This window comes from Nodosilinea sp. LEGE 06152, from assembly GCF_015207525.1.
Classification (GTDB): Bacteria; Cyanobacteriota; Cyanobacteriia; order Phormidesmidales; family Phormidesmidaceae; genus Nodosilinea.
Genome location: NZ_JADEWR010000001.1, coordinates 246,076 through 267,927, shown reverse-complemented (window position 1 = coordinate 267,927; position 21,852 = coordinate 246,076). Strand labels below are relative to the sequence as shown.

General features: G+C 60.3%; 11 protein-coding genes and 1 pseudogene. 5 read left to right on the top strand and 7 right to left on the bottom strand.

Annotation, left to right across the window (positions count from 1 at the left end; genetic code table 11):
• Nucleotides 1–189 precede the first annotated feature (189 nt).
• Nucleotides 190–2,190, top strand: coding sequence for a nitrate ABC transporter ATP-binding protein (locus IQ265_RS01235; RefSeq protein WP_194050392.1), 2,001 nt, complete (start codon nucleotides 190–192; stop codon nucleotides 2,188–2,190).
• A gap of 88 nt (nucleotides 2,191–2,278) precedes the next feature.
• Entirely contained in the window at nucleotides 2,279–3,115 is an 837-nt protein-coding gene (locus tag IQ265_RS01230) for a nitrate ABC transporter ATP-binding protein (RefSeq protein WP_194050391.1), read from the top strand.
• 158 nt (nucleotides 3,116–3,273) lie between these two features.
• On the opposite strand, the gene IQ265_RS01225 is transcribed toward IQ265_RS01230, so the two are convergent.
• The 4 genes from IQ265_RS01225 to IQ265_RS01210 all read right to left on the bottom strand — a co-directional run bounded on the left by IQ265_RS01225 (nucleotide 3,274) and on the right by IQ265_RS01210 (nucleotide 10,898).
• The gene (locus IQ265_RS01225; RefSeq protein ID WP_194050390.1) at nucleotides 3,274–5,847 is read right to left on the bottom strand and encodes an O-antigen ligase family protein; all 2,574 of its coding nucleotides are present in this window, start codon (nucleotides 5,845–5,847) and stop codon (nucleotides 3,274–3,276) included.
• Between the two features lie 11 nt (nucleotides 5,848–5,858).
• Nucleotides 5,859–8,447: an O-antigen ligase family protein gene (locus IQ265_RS01220; RefSeq protein WP_194050389.1), complete on the bottom strand. Its 2,589-nt coding sequence runs from the start codon at nucleotides 8,445–8,447 to the stop codon at nucleotides 5,859–5,861.
• A gap of 56 nt (nucleotides 8,448–8,503) precedes the next feature.
• Nucleotides 8,504–9,970 carry a sugar transferase gene (locus tag IQ265_RS01215; protein WP_194050388.1) on the bottom strand — a complete coding sequence of 489 codons (1,467 nt, stop codon included), beginning with the start codon at nucleotides 9,968–9,970 and terminating at the stop codon, nucleotides 8,504–8,506.
• Nucleotides 9,971–10,100: 130 nt separating this feature from the next.
• A complete protein-coding gene (locus tag IQ265_RS01210; protein WP_194050387.1) occupies nucleotides 10,101–10,898 on the bottom strand; it encodes a WecB/TagA/CpsF family glycosyltransferase in 798 nt (265 codons plus the stop codon).
• 427 nt (nucleotides 10,899–11,325) lie between these two features.
• Between IQ265_RS01210 and IQ265_RS01205 the strand changes: the two genes are divergently transcribed.
• Entirely contained in the window at nucleotides 11,326–12,129 is an 804-nt protein-coding gene (locus IQ265_RS01205; protein ID WP_194050386.1) for a hypothetical protein, read from the top strand.
• 335 nt (nucleotides 12,130–12,464) lie between these two features.
• On the opposite strand, the gene topA is transcribed toward IQ265_RS01205, so the two are convergent.
• Nucleotides 12,465–15,236: a type I DNA topoisomerase gene (topA, locus tag IQ265_RS01200; protein ID WP_194050385.1), complete on the bottom strand. Its 2,772-nt coding sequence runs from the start codon at nucleotides 15,234–15,236 to the stop codon at nucleotides 12,465–12,467.
• Nucleotides 15,237–15,443: 207 nt separating this feature from the next.
• A complete protein-coding gene (locus IQ265_RS01195; RefSeq protein ID WP_194050384.1) occupies nucleotides 15,444–15,605 on the bottom strand; it encodes a hypothetical protein in 162 nt (53 codons plus the stop codon).
• Nucleotides 15,606–15,717: 112 nt separating this feature from the next.
• Here IQ265_RS01195 and IQ265_RS01190 point away from each other — a divergent pair.
• Nucleotides 15,718–17,223, top strand: a pseudogene (locus tag IQ265_RS01190) (NAD(P)H-quinone oxidoreductase subunit N); the annotation flags it as partial.
• Nucleotides 17,224–17,364: 141 nt separating this feature from the next.
• Here the strand turns inward: IQ265_RS01190 and IQ265_RS01185 are convergent.
• Nucleotides 17,365–20,211 carry a GAF domain-containing protein gene (locus IQ265_RS01185; protein ID WP_194050382.1) on the bottom strand — a complete coding sequence of 949 codons (2,847 nt, stop codon included), beginning with the start codon at nucleotides 20,209–20,211 and terminating at the stop codon, nucleotides 17,365–17,367.
• A 463-nt stretch (nucleotides 20,212–20,674) separates the two neighbouring features.
• On the opposite strand from IQ265_RS01185, the gene IQ265_RS01180 reads away from it, so the two are divergent.
• Nucleotides 20,675–21,847 (top strand): quinone-dependent dihydroorotate dehydrogenase, encoded by a 1,173-nt coding sequence (locus IQ265_RS01180; protein WP_194050381.1) that lies wholly within the window; start codon nucleotides 20,675–20,677, stop codon nucleotides 21,845–21,847.
• The last annotated feature ends 5 nt before the right edge of the window (nucleotides 21,848–21,852 follow it).

Here is a 21,852-nt window from a genome sequence, read left to right as displayed (position 1 = left end):
GGTGGGCAATGCCCACCATTTCACCCCCGCTTTCCCAAAAATCAACCTGTGATTCTGCCAAAGGTTGGTGGTGGGCAATGCCCACCCTACCTGTTCTTTCTCTAGCGGTACATCGCTTCGCGGATGCACCCTACGCTTCCCAAAATTCTGGCTCGCCCGCTCGAACTGCACCTTCACTCCCTGAGCACCATGGCTGTATTTGTAGAAGTTGACCACGTCGATCGCGTATTCAAATTGCCCACCGGGGGCGAATACATTGCCCTGAAGAATATCGACCTGCAAATTCACAAGGGGGAGTTTGTCTCTCTGGTGGGTCACTCGGGCTGCGGCAAGTCGACCCTGCTAAACATTCTCTCGGGGCTAGACCAGCCCAGCGCGGGCGGCATTGTGCTCGAAGGCAGGCAGGTGACCGAACCCGGCCCCGATCGCATGGTCGTCTTCCAAAACTACTCGCTGCTGCCCTGGCTGACGGTGCGCGAAAACATTGCCCTGGCGGTAAACCGGGTAATGAAGAAGCACCCCCAGCCGGTGCGCGATCGCATGATCGACCACCACATTGAGATGGTGGGCCTGCAAAAGGCGGCCCACAAGCGCCCCGGCCAGATCTCCGGCGGCATGAAGCAGCGGGTGGCGATCGCCCGCGCCCTGGCTATTCGCCCCAAGCTGCTGCTGCTCGACGAGCCCTTTGGCGCGCTGGATGCCCTGACCCGCGGCGGGCTGCAAGAGCAGCTGATGCAGATTTGCCAGGAGAACGAGGTCACCTGCGTCATGGTCACCCACGATGTCGATGAGGCGCTGCTGCTGAGCGATCGCATTGTGCTGATGACCAACGGCCCCGAGGCCCACGTCGGCCAGATTGTCGATGTGCCCTTCCCGCGCCCCCGCGAGCGCATGGAGGTGGTCAAGCACCCCAACTACTACAGCCTGCGCAACGAGATTGTCTACTTCCTTAACCAGCAAAAGCGGGCCAAGCTGCACAAGGCCAAGCCCGTGGTGGCCATGGCCGCCAACGGTTTAGAGAAGGTGAATCTAGAGCTGGGCTTTATTCCGCTGATCGACTGTGCGCCCCTGGTGGTGGCCAAAGAAAAAGGCCTGTTTGAGGCCCACGGTCTTACTAATGTCACCCTGAACCGGGAGCCGAGCTGGAATGCGATCGCCGACGGCGTTACCACCAATCGCCTCGACGCCGCCATGATGGTAGCGGGCATGCCCCTGGGCATTACCCTGGGCTACGGCAACCAGCGGCCCCGGCCCATGGTCAGCGCCCTCACCCTGAGCCGCAACGGCAACGCCATCACCTTTAGCAAGCGCCTATTTGATGAGGGCGTGCGATCGCTGGCCGACTTCAAAGCGGCGATCGCACGCCGCCCCGACCGCGTTCATACCTTGGCGGCGGTACACCCCACCTCCATGCACAACCTGCTGCTGCGCTACTGGTTGGCCTCCGGCGGCATCGACCCCGATCGCGACGTCAGCGTTACGGTGATTCCGCCTGCGCAGATGGTGTCGAATCTGAAGGCGGGCACCATCGACGGCTACTGCGTCGGCGAACCCTGGAACGCTCGCGCCGTGGCCGAAGGGCTAGGCGTGGTGATGGCCACCGACAACGACATCTGGCCCGGCCACATCGAAAAAGTGCTGGGCGTCACCGAGGCCTGGGCCGAGCAGTATCCCAAAACCCATGTGGCCCTGGTCAAAGCCCTGCTCGAAGCCTGCGAGTACTGCGACGACCGCCGCAACCGCGAAGAGATCGCCGACTTGCTCTGCCGCCCCGAGTACGTCGGCTCCGACGAAGCTTTGATTCGCCAGGGTTTCATTGACCCCTACAATCGCGGCGACGGCCAAGAGCCCGAGCAGGTGCTCAACTACATCCAGTTCTTCACCGGCAAGGCCAACTACCCCGATGTCTCAGAGGCGGTGTGGATGATGACCCAGATGGCGCGCTGGGGCATTACCCCCTTCCCCCGCAACTGGCTGGCCATTGCCGAGCGGGTAAAGCGGGCAGACATCTTTGGCCAGGCCGCCCGCGAGCTGGGTCTGATGGATATCGGTCGCGATCGCCACACCACGCACCTGTTCGATGGCCTAGTCTTTAACCCAGATGACCCCCTCAAGTATCTAGACCAGTTCGCCATCAAGCGCGACCTCCGCATCGAAGAAATTCCGGTGGATGCGCTGACGTTGCCTTAACCTACACCCCAACCCCGTAGGGGCTTAGCAGTGCTAAGCCCCCACAGGGCTCCACTCCTCACACCTTACCCACTCACTCACCCAGACCATGCAAGTGCTCAACTCCCCTACCCAAACCACCACCTACCAGCAGACCCAGGAACCCTTCCTGGTGATCGACAACCTCTCCAAGGTCTACCCCACCCCCACCGGCGACTTTGTCGTACTCGACGGCATTGACCTGGCGGTGAACGAAGGCGAATTTGTCTGCGTCATCGGTCACTCGGGCTGCGGCAAGTCGACCCTGCTCGATATGGTGGCCGGGTTTCGCCAGCCCACCCACGGCGAAGTGCGCCTGCAAACTCTGCCCATCCGCGAGCCCGGCCCCGATCGCATGGTGGTGTTTCAAAACTACTCGCTGCTGCCCTGGCTCACCGCCTACGAGAATATTTATCTAGGGGTAAACTCGGTCTTCCCCAACAAGCCCGAGGCAGCCAAAAAGCACATCGTGATGGAGCACCTGGAGATGGTGGGCCTGGGCGATGTGGCCAACAAAAAGCCCAGCGCCCTCTCCGGCGGCATGAAGCAGCGGGTCTGCATTGCCCGTGCTCTGGCCCTGCGGCCCAAGGTGCTGATTCTCGACGAGCCCTTTGGCGCACTGGACCCAATTACTCGGGAAGAACTCCAGGAGGAGCTGCTGACCATCTGGCGAGACCACCAGATCACCGTGCTGATGATCACCCACGACATCGACGAGGCGCTGTTTTTAAGCGATCGCATTGTGATGATGACCAACGGCCCCGCCGCCAAAATTGGCGAAGTTATGCTGGTGCCCTTTGCTCGCCCCCGCGATCGCGCCCGCATGATGGAAGACCCCAAATTCTACGAGCTGCGCAACGAAGCCCTCGACTTCCTCTATCACCGCCACGCCCACGACGACACCTAAGGAAAATTCTCCCAAGCGGGCTGTGAACCCTGCCTCGGGTAAAACCCTGCGCCCCTGCAGCGGGCTCATACCAAATCCGAATTCAGAACTGCTGAATCAAACTGCTGAATCAAAACAAAGGTTCTGTAGGGGCAAACGGCGTTTGCCCAGCGCCCACTCTAGCGGCGCTGCGATTGCTGCTGCGATCGCAGCCTGGCCCGATACGGTTCCAGAGCATTATCTAGCGCCGGGTTAAAAATCGGCGACGGAAACAGCGGCTCAAAGAACTGCACAACGGGAATGTTTTCAACTCGGGGCAAAAAGTCTGACGGGTTAGGGCCATCAATGTGGCGGCTCAGCACCCCAAACCCCAGCCGCTCGCTGCGGGGTTGCCAGCTTGGGGCGGTGCGCTGTAGCCAATCGGTAAAATTGCTGGCGTTCACCATACTGGCCGTCAGCTGGTCGATAATTTGGGGCGACGGCAGCGCCTGGGTCAGGTCATCGAGATCCTCAGACTGGGTCAACCAGGCCCGCTGCAGCAGTTCCTGGCGCTGGTCGGGGGTTTGCCAGGCCAAAATGGCGTACTTAGCCGGGGTCTCAGCCCAGGGGTCAACATCGACGCTTTGGCCTTGGGCCAGGGTCAGCAGTCCCTGGCGCAGATCGTCGTCAGAGGGCCAGTCTTCGGCGGCAGCCTCAATATCACCGCGCCACCAGTGCAGGCTGCCCCGAGCCTGGTGCAGAAATTGCTCTAATTCAGGCTCGTCGGCTTGCGAAAGTAGCTCATCGTAGCGCTGCTGTAGCCGATCGAGCACCGCCGGGTACAGGGTGACAAAGGGCGGCAGCTGCCACAGCGAGCTGGTTAGCAGGGCGGGATGACGCAGAATTTCGAGACTTAGCGCTTCGGTGGCACAGTCAAGCTTGCCGGTTTGCAGGCAGGCCACCCCCAGCCCAAAAAACACGCCTCGTTTGGCGGGCACCAGGGCGATCGCATTGGCAAACGACGCCTCAGCCTCCGCCGGTTGGCCGTTCTCAATCTGAAGCCAGCCCAGGTTAGATTGGCCAAACTCCTGGTAGGGCACGATCTGGTTGCCGGTTTCAAACCAGGCGATCGCGTCGGTGAGCAAGGTCTGGCGCAGGGGCGGGTTGTCGCTCGACTGCAGCGCAAACTCGCCCAGGTGGTAGCCCAGCTGGTAGGGATAGTAAGGCTCCCAGGGGGCCAGCTCGTGGGCCTGGGCCACCTGATTGGCAAAGCGATCGAAGTTGGCAGGCTCGCCGGTCAGGGCCGAGAAGCCGCTGCTGGCGGTGCCCCAGGCGCGGTGGGTGGGAATTAGCCAGAGGGTCATCGCCAGGGTTAGGCCCAGGCCCACCCCAGCCAGCCAGCGGTGACGGTCAGGGGTCGCCGCTGCAGGCACAGGCGACGGGTTGAAGCTGCGGGTGAGTACGGCCAGGTAGAGGGCGATCGCACCGGCGATCGCGGGAATATCGAGCTGATAATCGGTCAGGCTCATCAGACCAAAGGCAAACAGCCCTGCCAGCAGGCTCCACACCAGCACTGGTGGCAGTCCGGCAGGGGTATCTTGGGCACCCCGTCGCATCCAGCGCACCATTAGCGCCACCAGCACCAGCACCAGCGCCAGAGGTACCACCACGCCCCATAGGCCAAACTCGCCCCAGAGCTGAGCTGGCGTGCTGTGGAGCTGAAACTGCAGCTCGGCATCGCGCCCGGCCCAGTGAGGCCGGTACTGTTGGTAAACCAGGGGCACACTGCCCGGCCCTACACCGGTTAGGGGATGGCTCAGGCCCATGCGCCAGCCCGTGGCATTGGTCACCACTCGGTAAGACAGCTCGCCGCCCGCAAAATTGCCCTGAGCCAGACTGCCTAGCACCTGCCGCAGTCGCGAGTTGGCCACCAGGCCCAGCACCAGCAAGCCCAGCACCGTGCCGCCTAGGGCCAGGGCCAGGGGCCGGGGCAGACGGTTGTAAAGCAGGGAAATACCGACGGCTAGCAGCCCGGTGATCATAAGCGCCAGCCAGCCGCCGCGCGAGCTGGTGGTATAGAGGTTAAACACTCCTAGCCCCAGGCCCCCCAGCCACAGCCAGCGGTGCCAGCCCCGCTCCACCCAGGCCAGGGCGGCCAGCAGGGGCAAAACCAGCACCACATAACCTGCCACGTAGTTTTGGTGACCGATGGGCTGCCAGTTGCGCAGGCTGGTCAGCGCAAAGCTAAAGGACTGATCGACGCCATAGCTCTGCAGCGCGGCCAGCCGAGCTAGCTCCGGCTGATAGATCTGAGTCAACCACAGCCCCAAACTGAGCAGGATAAAGGCCAGGGCGACATACCCCTGGAACCGCAGCAGCGTGTAGAAACGCTGGGGATAGCGGAGCCAGCTGCCGAGGGCGTAGACTGCGGCGATCGCCCCCACAGCAGCCCACCCATACCACCGCGCCTGGGCCGGAAACTCTGCCCCCAGGGTGGAGATAATTAGTCCTGCGATCGCCAGCAGTGCTACCCAGTCAAAGCCATTGCCCAAGCGCTCTACGGGCCGGTGCCACAGCTGCCACAGTAGCCAGAGCAGGGGCAGCGTCAGCCCCACCTGCCACAGAAACACCCAGGGCCATGCCACGATCAGGGTGCTGCTGCCGGGCAATAGGGTAAAGAGTACGTAGAACGCTGCAAGCAGCAGAGCTAGCAGGGTGCCATCGCTGGGGTCTTGGGTGGCAGGTTTGGGCTTGGGTAGAGCATCCTCGGTCATGGCGGCGGGGGTCAGGGGGTGGACAAACCTAAAGTGGACAGATCTAAATCGGAGAGGCGAAAGCGGTTGTGGGTGGGATGGGGCAAGTCCAACGCTGTGGTACGCAGGGCCTCAATGCGGCGATCGAGGACCGGAAATTCTCTCGGCCAGGCCGGAAAGAGGTTGAGCCTGGCCACTAGGGTATAGCGCTGAAGAATCTGTGGCGTCAGCATGAGGGTAATTTGCTTGGCCTGGTAGTTGCGGTAGGCAAAGGTTAACGACCCCCGATAGCCCTCGTCGGGGCGGGTGACAATGGAGGTTAGCCAAGGGCGCAGGGAACGGGTAGCCAGGCTTTCTTCAATCAGCAAAGCATCGAGGTCAGGTGGTGCATCCTGGGATGGAGGCACGGCTGGATGGGCCTGAGGGTCAAGCCAAGTGGCCAGGAGCTGAAGCTCGGGGGACGTTTGCCCCAGGCTGAGGGTATGCTCTACGACCTCCAGAGCGGCCTTGAGATCGGCGTCAGCCAGCAGGACTGCCGCCACTACTGGACGCAGCAGCGCCGGATCGACCTCAACCACCGGCTGCTCTGTCCACCAGGCCAGCAGGGCACGGGTTTCGTAGAGGGTGCTAAAGCCAGGGCCGTCGGGGGAAACATCGGCCAGCAGCGTGTCGTATTCTGCCAGGGTGGCTTGGGCAACGGCGGGATAGATAGCCCGGTAGGGTTCCTCCTGCCAGTGGGGATAGGTAAGGGCCGCAGGGTTGACCAAAGCCTCTAGGGTAAAAGCGGCGATCGCCTGCCCAGACTCGCCTGCTCTCAGCAGCAGATCGCCCAGCAGCCAGTAGCCATAGTGGTGGTGGCGGGGCATGAGCTGCACGGCGCGGGCAGCGTAGGGCAGGGCGGTAGCGGGGTCGGTAGATTGATGTAGTACCGCCAGGTTGTGGTTGAACCAGCCATCGTTGGGAGCTGCCTGCTGGGCCTGCTGGGCGTAATCAAGCAGGAGCGATCGCACATTTTCCTGCGCCTCCGAGTCGCCCAGCACCTGGTCGAGGCCCCACAGCGCCTCGGTGGCGACGGCCGAAGCAGTCGGGTCCCACGGGCTGAGGCGATAGGCCTTATACCAGCGGGTGTCGGCCAGGTTGAGCTGCTGGCTGTAAAAGGCGCGATCGGCCAGGGCACCGTAGGCCACCGTCAGGGTAAAGGGCAGCCAGATCGTCAGCAGCAGCCCCAGCCACAGGGCCACCGCCAGATAGCTACGCTGCCGCGCCCCCGCTCCGACGGGCATCGCTTGAGGAAGATAGCGATCGCCCAACGCCAGCAACAGCACCACCAGCCCCAGCAAAGCACCCGCAATAGGAATATTTTCAAGCTGGTAGTCGGTCAGGCCCGAGACCCCGTAGGCCAGCAGGCTGCCGCCAATACCGCCCAGTAGCGCGCGATCGGTCGGTTCTAACGGCTGCCGCCACAGGCGAATCCACAGGCGCAGCACCAGCACCATGCCGACCAGCACCACCCCCAACCCCAGCAGGCCCAGCTCTCCAGCGATCTGCACCGGCGTGTTGTGCAGCTGCTGAATGTGGTCGAGACCTGCCCCAGCTTCAAGCGGGCGGTAGAGGTTTGACACCCGACTCATTACCCCAGGGCCAACCCCAAACAGGGGGCGATCGCGCAGAATATTGCCCCCCAAACGCAGCATAAACCAGCGATCAAGGGTGGGGCTATCGGCCAGGCCACCCTCGCTAAACCAGGTGCGAATGCGAGGATTGCTGGTCAGGATTAGCCCTACGGCGATCGCACCACCCAGCCCAGCCAGACCCCAGCGCCAGCGGTGAGCAGGATTCACCCGACTCAGGCGGCTGAGCCAGGTCACACCCAGCCACACCACCAGGCCTAAAACAGCCCCACGTGAGCCGCTGACGTACAGGGCCGCCAGCAGCAGCCCGGTGGTCGCGATCCAAACCCCACGCATCCAGCCTCGGTCGGCGATCGCAGCCGCCACCGCCAGAGGCACCATCAGGACAAAATAGCCCCCCACAAAGTTGTGGTGCCCCAGGGGCTGATGGTTGCGCAGGGCCGTCAAAAAATTATTTGAGGCCCACATGGCCCCATCGGGTCGCCACAGCCCCAGGCTGACCACCGCCGTACCGGCAGCCACAACCACCAGGCCCCACCACAGCCGCAGGCGAGTCAACCAGGTGCGTTGGCAAGGCCGCGCTCCAGGCGTATCGACCACATTGCGATAGACGTACAGCACCGCGCCGTAGGTCACAACCAGGCTTACGTTCCACAGCGCCACGCGGGGAAAGGGCGACACCAGCGCCGACAGCAGCACAACAATCCCCAGCCCCAGCGCTACCCAATCCAGCCCGTAGCCCAAGCCGTAGAACGGTGTTTTCGGGTCCGAACCAACCGCCTGGTTTGGGTCAGCGTTCGCAGAACCTGCCCCTCGCAGCTGCCGCCACAGCGCCACCAGCAGAGTCACAGCCCCAACTTGCCATAGCAAAATCCAGGCCCAGCCCACCATGCGGTAGTAGCTCAAGGGCAACCAGCTAAACCCCACCAGCACCAGCACCCCGGCCAGCCACAGCGGCAGGCTGACAAACCTTTTAGAGAAAAATCTCACCCTCAAGGCAGCCCCGCTAGCTGACTTTGCCGCCGGAGTTGGGGAAGAATCGGCGGTCAATAGGCCCCCTTGCCCCACAGCACAATGCCCAGGGTAGCGGTGAGAATTTCTAAATCTAGATTTAAAGACCAGTTGTCAATGTAGTGCAGGTCGAGGCGAGCCACATCGTCAAAGGTATCAATATCGGAGCGGCCCGAAATTTGCCACAGGCCGGTCACCCCCGGCAGCACCTGGTGGCGAATGTTGTGCCAGCCATCAAACTTAGCCACATCGCGTACAGGCAGAGGGCGCGGCCCCACCAAACTCATCTGACCGCAGAGCACATTAAAGAGTTGGGGCAGCTCATCTAAGCTAGTGCGGCGCAGCAGCCGACCCACCCGGGTCACGCGGGGATCGTGCTTGACCTTAAATAACACCCCGTCCGCAGACTCGTTGTGCTTTTCCAAAGCTAACTGTAGCCGGGGCGCATCGACCACCATAGTGCGAAACTTCCACACCTGAAAGCGCTTGCCGTGCAGCCCCACCCGCTCCTGGCGAAAGAAAATTGGCCCCGGTGAGTCGAGCCGAATGGCTAGAGCAATACCCATCAGCAGCGGGCCTAGCGCTAGAACGCCGAGCCCGGCTCCTAAATAGTCCATCCAGCGCTTGAAGCGGTAGTCCCAGCCGCCCATCAGGGGCGCATCGAGGCGCAGCGTGGGCAGACCCGCTACGGTTTCAGGGGTGCCCCGACGGTAGAGCATATCGCGGCTGGTGGGCAGTAGCTGCATGCCAATGCCCGCCCGCCGCAGCTTCCAATACAGCTCCGAAGCCAGGTCAGCCGAGGGAATACTCTCGGCCAGCACTAGGGTTGCCCCCGAGGCCAAAATCGCTTGATAGGTGGTAGCCGAGTTAGCGGTGGTGGCCAGTGCCGCCCCAATCACCGGCACGTTAGCCCGCTGGGACAGTACATCGGCCAGGCGCTTGAGCCGAGGCGCAGGGGCAATCAAAAATACTGAGGACGGCACCTTGGCCTGGGCCAGGGGGCGCAGCAGCAGCGTCGCCACCAGCCGCAGTCCCACCACCAGACTCACCCCGCTAAACCAGGCCGAGAAAAACAGCGATCGCGGCAAGTCGAGCTTAGGGTCATAAAAATACATCACTACCAGCGCACTCAGGTACACCAGGCTGAGCAGCTTGCCCGCCCGCAGGTGCTTTTGCCCCTGCGATTTAGTGTCGTAGAGCCCACCGTAAGCAAATAGCCCCACGCTACAGGCCACCAGCACCCAAAAGGGGCTGGGCAGCCCCAGCCAGATCCACCACACCAGCTGCGGCGGAATTGGCGAAAAGAATTGATTAAGCGACCCGGCAACGTGCCACGACAACCCCAGAGCCAAGATATCGGTGGCCAGCAGCACCAGGCCCCGCCGCCCCGGCCCGGTAAATGCATCGCGCAGCTGCAGCTGCAGCCCCCGAGGGGCACGAATATCTTGACGATGGCGAGGCCGCTGATGCATCACAGCGGGTACGGCACGATGGCAATCCATAGCAGGGGCCATAGCAGAGGACAAACCCAAGGGCTTCAGTTGCCACTAGTATTCCGCAATTGTGCTGAGAAACTATCATTGGGAACGGGTTTAAGGTCCAAGGTGCCGGGTTCAAGGGTGTACACAACCCCTAAACCTTAAACCCTGAACCCCTACTCCGCGCTCCCCATAGCCGGTACTTGATTACCTGTGCCCCAAACAGCAGCACAAACACCGGGTTATTGATCAAGTAGCGCTGCCACAGCCGACGCGGTTCCTGGCCAAAGCGGTACAGCCACTCCAGACCTAAGCGCATCATCCAGCGCGGGGCCTGGGAAACATCGCCACTAAAAAAGCTAAAGGCCGCTCCCACCCCAATCATGGCGGCCTGCACTTGCCCCTGGTGGCGGTGCATCCACTGCTCCTGCTTGGGGCAGCCCAGGCCCACAAACACCACCCTGGCCTCCGATTGGTTGATTCGCGCAATATCGGCAGCTTCTTCTTCAGGTGAGAGGGAGCGAAAGGGTGGCGCGTAGGTACCCGCGATTGGCAAGCCAGGAAACTGCGATCGCAGGTAGACCGCCATTTTTTCCAGCATAGGGTCGGTACCGCCATAGAGGTAGATAGGCAGACCAAGCTGAGCCGCGCGATCGCACCAGGCCAGCATTAGATCTGGCCCGTAAACCCTGCTTTGATCAGATAGGCCCAGCAGCCGCAGCCCCATCACTAGCGGCATGCCATCTGAGGTTACCAGGGCTGCGTCTTCGAGTATGTGCTGGTATTGGGCATCCCAATAGGCCGTCATTACCACATGCACATTAGCCGCAACCACGTAGCACGATCGCCCTGTCTCGGCCCAGGTTTGGATGCGATCGCAGGCATCACCGTAGCTGGTGGCATCCACGCGGGTTCTCAGAATGCGCCTAGCCTCAAAGATTGGCTCTGTCATGGTAGTGACCCTGTGTGAACGAGCAATTGCGTAGCAAAACAACGTAGGATTGTGGCCAGTTGAGCGTTATTCTGCACAATTTTTTCATTTATGTAGCGCGCTTGTCTTTTTTAGGAAACAAATCGCACTTACATTTATTTAATTCCTGATTACGCCACCTAAGCTCTAAGTTGAGACCGCTGATTTTGGGACCGCAGTGGCCAGGGTGTTGACCTGCATGCCTCAGCAGCACGTTTCAGAACTCAAGACCTAGCTAGTTTGCCCCAGCTGAGCGCGGTTTGAGATCGATACCGCAGCGGTACGTGACGTTAGACGGCCTAGCTTGACTTTGAGTTGACCGATGGTATCGACAGTCTTGAGCTCACAGGCATCGCACCCAGGACTTGGCAATATTTTTTTGGATGCACGTTAGGGGACTTTACACATCGTGGACGCACCACAGAAACTGGCTTTTGTTGTTCAATCTAACCGTCTACAGGGGTTGATGTGGCAAGCGCTGCTCAAGTCCCAAAAGCTAGCCGTCATTCTAGAGCCTGCCAAGGGTGACCTAGCTGACTGCATCAGCCAGATTGCCAGTGCCGGGTTAACGCTGCCCGACGTGATTGTGCTAGATGCCGAAGCGGCAGAGCTGAACCCCTACGAATTTTGCCGCTGGTGCCGTGCTACGTTTCCCAAGATGCAGGTTTTTCTGACCCGCTGCCGTCAGCTTCACGTTTCCGATACCGAACGGCGCTGGGCCAAACAGCAGGGGGCCACCGATTTTCTCAGCGGCTTCGATCGCGACACCCTAATGTCTAGCGCCACCGAGAATGTCAAACGTATTCTAACCAACCTTGACTACCCCTTTCTCAACGAAAAGGCCCTGCTGACGGTGCTGCTCAACATCCGCCGTCAGTTAAGTACCACCCAATCGGCTTCACCCATGCAGGTCAAGCGCCCCGATCCTACCCCCAAGGAGGGAATACTGCCTGGGCTATCGCTGGCAGCCCGCCCCAGCGCCTCGGTCGAGCCTCAGCCAGCCGCCGAGGCGGTTACTCCAGACCCTCTCAACGACATCGACTGGGTCACCTCGGGGTTACGAGCTCTGGGCAGCGGCAAAGCTCGTAAAGCCGCAAAAGAGTCGTTTACACCTCCACCGCCAGCGGTTAAATCGAGCGCTTTGCCCAAGCCAGCCGACAAAAAATTGGCCGATGGCACCACCGTGCGTCGCTACCGAGGTGTCGTGTACTAGGGGCCGTCATCAATTAGCGGCTAAACACCCAAAATCGAGGTTTATAGCCCCTAGCCTGTTCTTGGGTTTGGGCATGGCAAGGTTTGATATACCGAGCTTTTGGCCCGAATTGATGAAACGCCCTAGCGTCGCCATACCAGAAGTAGCTTACGTGACGCATTTGGCGAGAGAGGCTAGCGGTCTATCAGGCTAATTTTTGGGGATATACACTGGTGCATTCGCGAAGCAATGCACCGTTAGGAACCACGCTAGAGGTAGCCGTATCTCAAGTGGTTAGTAGACCGCTCGGCCTTTTGTAAGGCTAGCCTCTCTTGGTTGTTATGTACTTTCAACCGTTAGGTTTCGGCGTCGGGAGAGGGATCACTGGCTTTCTTGGCAGTAGATTTCTTCGCGGTCGATTTGGTGGTCGATCGCCCACCCGTCGTCTTTGTAGTCGCTTTTTTAGTGCCAGTAGATTTGGCAGCAGTAGTTTTGGCGGTCTTTTTAGCGCCGCTAGACTTACTGGCCGCTGCGGTTTTTGTGGTGCGCGACGCCGTCGATTTGCCCTTGCCGCCTTTGCCCTTTTTAGTCGAGGCCTTGGCATTAATCCAGCCGATCGCCTCCTCTAGGGTAACGGCATCGATCTCCACGCCCTCCGGCACTGAGGCATTGACCTTGCCGTGCTTAACGTAGAGACCGTAGGGGCCGTTAAACACCGCCACTGGCTCTTCGTCCTCGGGGTGGGCACCCAGCTCTTTGAGGGGGTCAACCTTTTTGCGCCCGCGACCGGCCTTAGGCTGGGCCAGCAGTTCCAGGGCACGCTCTAGCGTCACCGTTAATACGTCGTCGTCACCTTTGAGCGATCGATAGTCGCGACCCTCTTTGCCCTGGTCGTGGACAATATATGGCCCAAAACGGCCTTGCCCGGCTTTAATGGACTTGCCCGTTTCTGGGTGAGCACCCAGGTTACGAGGAAGCTGCAGCAGCCCCACCGCCATTTCCAGGGTGACGGCCTCCGGTTGGGTGCCCTTGGGCAGCGAGGCACGTTTGGGGTTGGGGTTGTCGTCGGTGGGTTCGCCTAGCTGCACGTAAGGACCATAGGGACCAATCCGCATAAAGATCGGCTCTCCGGTATCCGGATGCAGCCCCACCTTATCGGGACCTTCGACCTTTTGCTTGATGATGCGCTCAATCTGCTCCCCATCCAGGTCGGCGGGGGGGACATCCGCTGGGATAGAAGCTTTCACCGACTCTTCGCCAGTGCCAATTTCTACGTAGGGACCGTAGCGGCCAATGCGAATTTTGGCTTCAAGATCGTCGAGCAGGACGGTACGGGCAGCGGTGGGGTCGATCTGGGTCTCTCGCTCCTGCACCATGGTCTCTAGGCCCTGATCGCCAGAATAAAAGGCTTTCAGGTAGGGCAGCCATTCGACTTCACCAGTGGAGATATCGTCGAGGGTCTGCTCCATGCGGGCCGTAAAGTGCACATCCACGAGGTCGGGGAAGTTTTGCTCTAGCAGTTCGGTGACCGCAAAGGCAGTAAAGGTGGGGATCAGGCTGTTATTGACCAGGTTGACGTAGCCGCGATCGATGATGGTGCTGATTACGGTGGCGTAGGTACTGGGGCGACCAATGCCTTCGCTCTCAAGGGTTTTGACCAGGGTGGCCTCGGTGTAGCGGGCGGGCGGCTGGGTTTCGTGGCCGATCGCCTCTAGATCTGTACAGCTCAGCGCGTCGCCCTGGGCTAGGGCGGGCAGCAGCACCTCTTGGTCTTCGATCGCCGCTTCGGGGTCGTCAGAGCCCTCAACGTAGGCCCGAAAGAAGCCAGGGAAATCAATCCGCTTGCCGGTGGCGCGGAAGATCGCATTCTCGACCTCGATGGAGGCGGTGATGTTGGTCTGACGAGCCTCGGCCATCTGACTGGCGACGGTGCGCTTCCAGATCAGGTCGTAGAGAGAGGCTTCGCGCCCGGTCAGTCCGGTTTCTTTGGGGGTTCTAAAGGTGCTACCGGCAGGGCGAATGGCCTCGTGGGCCTCCTGGGCACCCTTAGATTTGGTGGCGTACTGGCGGGGCTTGGGGCTGAGGTAGTCGGTGCCGTACTTGGTGGTCACACAGGCCCGAGCGGCGGAGATCGCCTGCTCCGACAGGTGTACCGAATCGGTACGCATATAGGTGATATAGCCCTGCTCGTAGAGGTTCTGGGCAACTCGCATAGTGTCGCGTGCCGACAGCCGCAGCTTACGGTTGGCCTCCTGCTGCAACGTGGACGTGGTGAAGGGCGGGGACGGCTTGCGGGTGTTGGGGCGCTCTTCCAGGTTGCTGACGGTCCAGACCCCGGCCTGTAGGCGGACCTGCAGATCCTGGGCCTGGGCTTCATCGAGCAGCACCACCTCGCGCCCAGCGGCGACACGGCCAGTCGCTTCATCGAAATCGCTGCCGTTGGCCAGGCGAGTCCCGCCCAGAGAGTAGAGCTTGGCCTCAAAGGCGTTCTTATCCTTCAGCAGGGTGGCCTTGAGATCCCAGTAGGAGCCTTTGCGGAAGGCGCGACGCTCTTGCTCGCGCTTCACCACCACCTTAACGGCCACCGACTGCACCCGGCCCGCCGACAGCCCGCCAGCAATTTTCTTCCAGAGCAGCGGCGACAGCGTGTAGCCCACCAGGCGGTCTAAAATGCGGCGGGTCTCCTGGGCATGCACCAGCTGGCTGTCGATGTCGCGGCAGTTGTTGAGGGAGGCTTGAATCGCCTCCTGGGTAATTTCGTGGAACACCATGCGCTTGGTAGGCACCTTGGGGTTGAGCACCTGGAGCAGGTGCCAGCTAATACTTTCGCCTTCGCGGTCTTCGTCAGTGGCCAGCAGTAGTTCGTCGGCATCTTTAAGGGCATCTTTGAGGGTTTTGACCACCTTTTTCTTGTCGCTGGGCACGATGTACAGCGGCGCAAAGTTATCCCCTGGATTGACACCCAGCTGAGCCCACTTCTCGCCCTTGACGTTAGCGGGAATTTCGCTCGCCGATCGCGGCAAATCGCGCACGTGGCCCATGGACGCCTCAACCCGGTACCCCGACGGCAGGTAGTTGCGAATCGTCTTGGCCTTGGTAGGTGACTCGACAATAACAAGGGTTGACATAGGGCTGCTGGCGCTTCGGTAATAATCGGTAGCAATCGCGATGAGGCTCTTTTAGTCTACGAGACTAACCCAATAGAGTTTTACATTTATGGAGTCTATAGAGTTCGCAGGGGTAAGGGCCAGTTGATCAACACTGTACTGCACACTTACCAAACTGCTGATGTCCTTGACTACGAAAACTTAACCATTGGAAATTCCCTGAGAGATCTATACGCTAAATAAATAGATCATTCCGCTAGCTATCGTCCAGTCCTGTTCAATATTGCCCACTGTCCTAGCTAACCCGCTGGTGAGCCGTCCTTCGACAGCAACGACCTGGTCGAGGGGCGGCGATCGCGCTACCATCTGGCCATAGCCTGGCTGTCGCATCGATTCACAATCCTCGCGACTGCCCCTGGTCACTGCACATTTGACCTGGTACGGTTAGTAGTAATCTCGCAAAGATTAGTTAGTAATCTCGCAAAGAAGAGAAAAGGTACCCATGGATCTCGTCAACCTCGGGGCGCAGCTCAACGCTGGCACCATCTGGCCGGAGGCCATTCTGTTGGCCACGATTTTGGTGATTTTAGTGGGCGACTTGATCCAGGGCCGCTCATCGTCAGCCTGGACGCCCTACGCGGCGATCGCAGGCGGGCTCGGGGCCACCGCCGCCCTGGTAGTGCAGTGGTCAATGGTCAACCCGGTCGGGTTTTTAGGAGCCTTTAACGCCGACGACTTGAGCATTGTGTTTCGCGGCATTATTGTCCTGTCGGCAGTGGTCACAGTGCCGATGGCGATTCGCTATGTCGAGCAGTCGGGCACGTCTCTGGCCGAATTTTTAGTGATTTTGCTGACCGCTACCCTGGGGGGCATGTTTCTCTCGGGGGCCAGCGAGCTGGTGATGATTTTTGTCTCCCTAGAGACCCTGAGTATTTCGTCGTACCTGCTAACCGGCTACATGAAGCGCGACCCCCGCTCCAACGAGGCCGCGCTTAAGTATCTGCTGATTGGGGCCGCTAGTTCAGCAATTTTTCTGTATGGGTCTTCGCTGCTGTACGGGCTGTCGGGGGGCGAGACTAGGTTGGCTGCGATCGCCACCAGCATTGTCAGCGACGGCACCGATGCCCCCATTGGCCTAGTCGTGGCCCTGGTGTTTGTGATTGCCGGCATCGCCTTCAAAATTGCCGCCGTGCCCTTCCACCAGTGGACGCCCGATGTGTACGAGGGGTCGCCCACTCCGGTTGTCGCCTTCCTGTCTGTAGGCTCTAAGACAGCTGGCTTTGCCCTGGCGATTCGCCTGTTGGTCACCGCCTTTCCGCTGGTGTCGGAGCAGTGGCACTTTGTGTTTACCGCCCTGGCTATTCTCAGTATGGTGCTGGGCAACGTGGTGGCCCTGGCTCAGACCAGCATGAAGCGCCTGCTGGCCTACTCCTCCATTGGTCAGGCCGGGTTCTTGATGATTGGTCTGGTAGTCGGCACCGATGCAGGTTATGCCAGCATGCTGTTCTACCTGTTCATCTACCTGTTTATGAACCTGGGCGGCTTTACCTGCGTGATTTTGTTCTCGCTGCGCACGGGTACCGACCAGATCAGCGAGTACGCCGGTCTGTATCAAAAAGACCCGCTGCTCACCCTGGGCCTCAGCATTTGCCTGCTGTCGCTGGGAGGTATTCCGCCCATGGCTGGGTTCTTTGGCAAAATCTATATTTTCTGGGCCGGTTGGCAGGCCGGAGCCTACGGGCTGGTGCTAGTGGGCCTGGTCACTAGCGTGATCTCGATCTACTACTACATCCGTGTGATCAAGATGATGGTGGTCAAAGAGCCGCAGGAAATGTCTGACGCCGTCAAGGGCTACCCTGCCATTCGATGGGATCTGCCCGGTCTGCGCCCCATGCAGATCAGCCTGATTCTGGCGGTGGTGGCCACCTCGCTAGCGGGCATTCTCTCAAATCCGCTGTTTACGATCGCCAACAACGCCGTCACCCAAACACCGATGCTGCAAAGCCCCACCGCCCAAGTAGCGGTTAGACCAGGTCCAGGTACACCCCAGAACTAATATTCGTCAGAACTGGTATCTAGGATTTAGGGCAGGTTTAAAGCCTGTCCTAAATCGTTTTTTGGTCCTGTTTCCCCTCGCCCCAAATGGGGCCTAAGTAGGGCTAGGGTGGCTGGCTTCGGTAGGCAGTACCGAGTCCATCAAGGGCTTAACTTTATACTGCTCGGGGTAGGCGGCCAGGGGCAGCAGCACCCGGCTGTGGGTACGGCCATCGTCGAGGGTAGAGAAACTGATTTCGCCCCCAAGCTGGTCAATCAGCAGTTTGCAAATCGCCAGGTGCAGCCCTGGAGGGCCGTCTAAGGCCGAGGGGGCCAGCACGTCTAGGGGCTGACTTTGGCTCAGTTCTTCCAGCAGTCGAGGCGAACACTGCCCGTCGTCGGTCACCGAAAGCTCAACCCAGTCTAGATTGAGCACTCGGCACCAGAGGTCAATGCGCCCGCCGATGGGCGATCGGTTGCAGGCAGCCGCCATAATCTCATAGAGAATGAGTTCGAGCTTGAGCATGTCGCCCCCCAGCACCACGTTGCTCTCGTTGTGCACCTTCGACCAAAGCTGACGGGCCTCCAAAATAGGGTTAACCCGCTCTACCAGGCGGTTGAGCAGACTAATCAGCGGCATAGTCTGGTGCTGACGGTGGAGCTGCCAGCGCTCGCCAACCAAAACCGCCTCAGCATTTTCCATGACGCCAGCAATCTGGCCGTGGAGCAGCTGTAGCTCGCCTGCGATCGCCGTATCCTTAGCCTGTAGGTGGGCTAGATCCTGGGCTAGCTTGCCCAGCATGCGGTAGAGGTCTTCGAGACGGTGGTGCTTATACCAGTTCAGGTTTTCGAGGTCCTGGCGCTGCTGGGTCAGCATGGCGGTCATAGCCAGATGTCGCCGCGACCAGGCCAGCTGGCTGGTGAGCAGCTTAAAGATTGTGAAGTGGTGGCTGGCCCACTGACGGTGGGGCTGAGACACCGCCACGGCTATGCCCGCTACCGCGTGGGTCGGAGCCGTTCTCAGGGCCGTAATTAGAAGCCGCCTGCCCGCAGTCGTTCTCAGCCAGGCTTTGGTATCGGCGGGCAGCTCATCCACACAGAGGGGCAGCAACCCGTCGGTTTGCAGCGCCCAGTTAATTAGCGCATCAGAGCCCACCGGAATCGAGTGGTGAGTATCGACGCTAACGGTGGTATCTTGGCTCACCATATGAGTCACGGTGGCCGTAGTGCCGCCCGGTGACCAGCTCACCAGCAACACCGCCGAGCCGTGCAGCAGCTGCATAACGTGCTGCAGGGTAGTTTGTTCGAGCTGATCGGGGTTTAGCCCCTGGTGGAGTGCCTGCAGGCCCCACTGAATCGACTCGTAAATATGCTGCTGCTGATCGAGCTGACGCTGCAGCTGCCACTGGTGCAGAATGACGCCGATCTGGCGAGCCACTCCCTCAAACAGCGACTGCTCAGTGGTGGTCCACTGGCGGCTGATGCTATCGCAGATCAGCACCATGCCTTCGGGGGCGTTGCCGGGGGCGACGTTGCCCACCAGCACCGCCTGAGCCCCCAGCTCTAGCAGATGAGGTCGCCAGGCCATCAGCTTGAGCTCGTGGGTGAGATTGTCGATGGTGATGGCCGACGGGCTGCGCTCTAGCATTTGCCAATCGACATCGTCGAGGCAGGGCCACAGCATCGGCACCCCCCGTGGCCGATTGGCCTGACTTTGAAAGCAGAGGTCGTAGCCATTGCGATCGGGATTGAACAACAGCACAAAAAACTGCTGAATGCCCAGCCGATCTTGCAGGACGGTGAAGCAGGTTTGTAGGGTTTGCTGCCAGTCGACATCGCCGTGAATACCCTGAATAACTCCGGTGGTGAGGTGCTGGTCAAGCTCGGTTTGGCGTCCGGTTTCTTTGGCCACGGCAGCGGGTAGGGCTACGCTCAGCAGCTGGGCCGCACCAATTAAAAACTGCTTCTCAGACTCCTCCCAAATGCGTGGTGCGGTGCCTTCCACCGACACGAACCCCATCAGGTCGCCCTGGCGGCTGATGGGGGCAATCATCAGCGACTGGGCCTGGAGCTGCTGCATCAGGCGATCGGAGACAATGGTTTTGAGCGCACCCCGGCTTTCGCCTACCACCACCAGCTGCTGGTTGCCCAGCGCCTGATAGAGGCCACGCACCTCATCGACGGCAATGTGTAGCGATCGCTCGTCCTCAGTACTCACAGATCGCGCCGCTAGCTCCGGCGTACGCTGCCAAAAATAGTTGCCCTTAGGCTCAAACCAAAAAACGCGGGTGCGCTGGGGCGCAACAAATCGCTGGGTTTCGCGCACAAGCTCCTTGAGCTGACTGTCAATATCCGGCAGGTTGCCCAGGCGACCAATCAAAGCCAGCAGGGGTTGCTCCAAGCGCTTGGTCTGCAGGCGCTGCTGCTCAGACTCAAATTGGTGCAGGGTCTCAGCCAGCTCGCCCATCACAATCGCCAGATAAGAGCGCTCCCCCAGCGAGGCGCTCTTGCCCCAGTCGGGGGAGGCCAGCACCAGCAGGCCAAAGCAAACCTCCTGGCGCTTAATCGGAAAAATAATGGCGCTCTGCAGGGCGAGCTGCTTGGCGATAGTACCCCACTCCCCGGCCCGAATTTCGTTTTGCAGGTCGGCCACAATTAGGGGGCGCTGCTGAACCACCACTTGCTCCATCACATCCCCAGGGGTGAGGTTGATAATGGTGCGAATGGAGCGCAGCTGGCGGGGGCTATGGCACCCCTTTGTCACCAGGCGATGGTTGACCCGATCGTACAGGCCAACCCAGGCCACCTCAAAGGCGAACTCCTGGTGCACGTGGTCAATGGCTAGGGTCACGGCTTCCTCTGCCGTCATCGCCCCCCGCAGCGCCTTGAGAATGCGCGACAGCGCCATGATTTGATGGTCGTGCCGATCGTAGGAGGAGTCGTGGGGTTGGGATTGCGCCATTGGCGTCAACACTCGCTTCGGGTGCAGAGAACAAATCCGTTTGAAAAAGGCTGGCCTGGGTAAGCTAACCCAATGTCAGCCCCCCAGAGTTGCCTAGGGCACTTATCGTACCGACCTTTGCCTACTCGGCGGCAGTTCTTAGCTGGAACTACGACTGACCAGGTGATGGCGGTTTGATTGCTGTAGACTCCACCCAAATTTGTCAAGCGGCCCTAAGCTAGCCCCGAGGGCTGCTCTAATGGGGTAGGATGGCAAGCGTTCGCCCTAGGGACAGGGCTTTGACCATCGCCCCTGGGTCGGGTCTTTGACCATTTCAGCACCCTCCCCTGAGACCGCTAACCGTTGTGCTCACCTGGCGTGCTCCATCGCTGGCAAAGGCGCAAAGGCCGCTGGCAGCCAGAATGTACCTTTAGCCTGAATATCAGTTTACCCCGACCGCCGTTTGCATTCACCACTACAGTCTGTGAAAGATCCTTACCGCCAGCTGGTGCGCCCGCTCCTGTTTCGTGGCGTCACGCTCGACCCAGAGTTTCTTCACCACCGCACCATGGATCTGTTGACCTGGCTGGGGCAGCCGGGCCAGCATCCGATTGCAGCCCGCACCCGGCTATGGCTGCGGCAGCAGTTTTGTTTCAGCGACCCGCGTTTGGCACAGACTTGCTGGGGGCTAAATTTTGCCAACCCCCTGGGCCTGGCGGCAGGTTTCGACAAAGACGGCACCGCGGCCCTGGCCTGGCCCCTGCTGGGCTTTGGCTTTGCCGAACTGGGCACCGTTACGTGCCATCCCCAGCCGGGCAACCCCCAGCCCCGCCTGTTTCGCCTGCTACAGGATGAGGCGGTGCTAAACCGCATGGGCTTTAACAATCAGGGTTCTGCGGCCCTAGCCAATCGCCTGGCCGCCGACTGGGCCAGCGATTCCGGAACGGATCGCCTTGCGAATCGCCCTGGCATTCCGATTGGTATTAACTTAGGCAAATCGAAAGTCACGGAGCTAGCCGATGCGGCTGACGACTATCGGGTTAGCTTTCAGCGGCTTTACCCCTACGGGGACTACTTTGTGGTGAATGTGTCGTCGCCCAATACGCCAGGGCTGAGGTCGCTACAGGCCACCGATCAGCTTGCGCCCATCCTGGCCGCGCTGCAGGCAAACAATGGCGAGCACAAGCCAGTTTTGGTCAAAATTGCCCCCGATTTGGCCTGGCCCGACATCGACGCCGTGGTCGATCTGGCCCTGGCCCACGGGCTAGCTGGCATTATTGCGACCAATACCACCATTGCCCGTGCGGGGCTAAAGACCCAAACCTTGCTACAGACCGGCAACCGGGTCGCCGAGGAGGCTGGCGGCATCAGCGGTGCTCCCCTGCGCCAGCGATCGACGGAGGTAATTCACTACATTTACCAGCGCACCGGGGGCAGTCTGCCGATTGTGGGGGTGGGAGGCATTTTTACCGCCGCTGACGCCTGGGCAAAAATTACTGCCGGGGCCACGCTGCTCCAGGTTTACACCGGCTGGGTTTACGAAGGCCCCTGGATGGTGCGGCGCGTGCTGGAAGGGCTGCTGGCTAAGCTAGAGGAGCACCAGCTGCCCAACGTCGCCGCTGCTGTAGGGCTGAGCCATCGGTCGGAGAGCACTTAAAGCCC

Bases quoted from the DNA above. Each gene is read 5' to 3' on its own strand.
- IQ265_RS01235 (WP_194050392.1), top strand. From the start codon at position 190: ATGGCTGTATTTGTAGAAGTTGACCACGTCGATCGCGTATTCAAATTG.
- IQ265_RS01230 (WP_194050391.1), top strand. From the start codon at position 2,279: ATGCAAGTGCTCAACTCCCCTACCCAAACCACCACCTACCAGCAGACC.
- IQ265_RS01225 (WP_194050390.1), bottom strand. From the start codon at position 5,847: ATGACCGAGGATGCTCTACCCAAGCCCAAACCTGCCACCCAAGACCCC.
- IQ265_RS01215 (WP_194050388.1), bottom strand. From the start codon at position 9,970: ATGGATTGCCATCGTGCCGTACCCGCTGTGATGCATCAGCGGCCTCGC.
- IQ265_RS01210 (WP_194050387.1), bottom strand. From the start codon at position 10,898: ATGACAGAGCCAATCTTTGAGGCTAGGCGCATTCTGAGAACCCGCGTG.
- topA (WP_194050385.1), bottom strand. From the start codon at position 15,236: ATGTCAACCCTTGTTATTGTCGAGTCACCTACCAAGGCCAAGACGATT.
- IQ265_RS01195 (WP_194050384.1), bottom strand. From the start codon at position 15,605: ATGCGACAGCCAGGCTATGGCCAGATGGTAGCGCGATCGCCGCCCCTC.
- IQ265_RS01185 (WP_194050382.1), bottom strand. From the start codon at position 20,211: ATGGCGCAATCCCAACCCCACGACTCCTCCTACGATCGGCACGACCAT.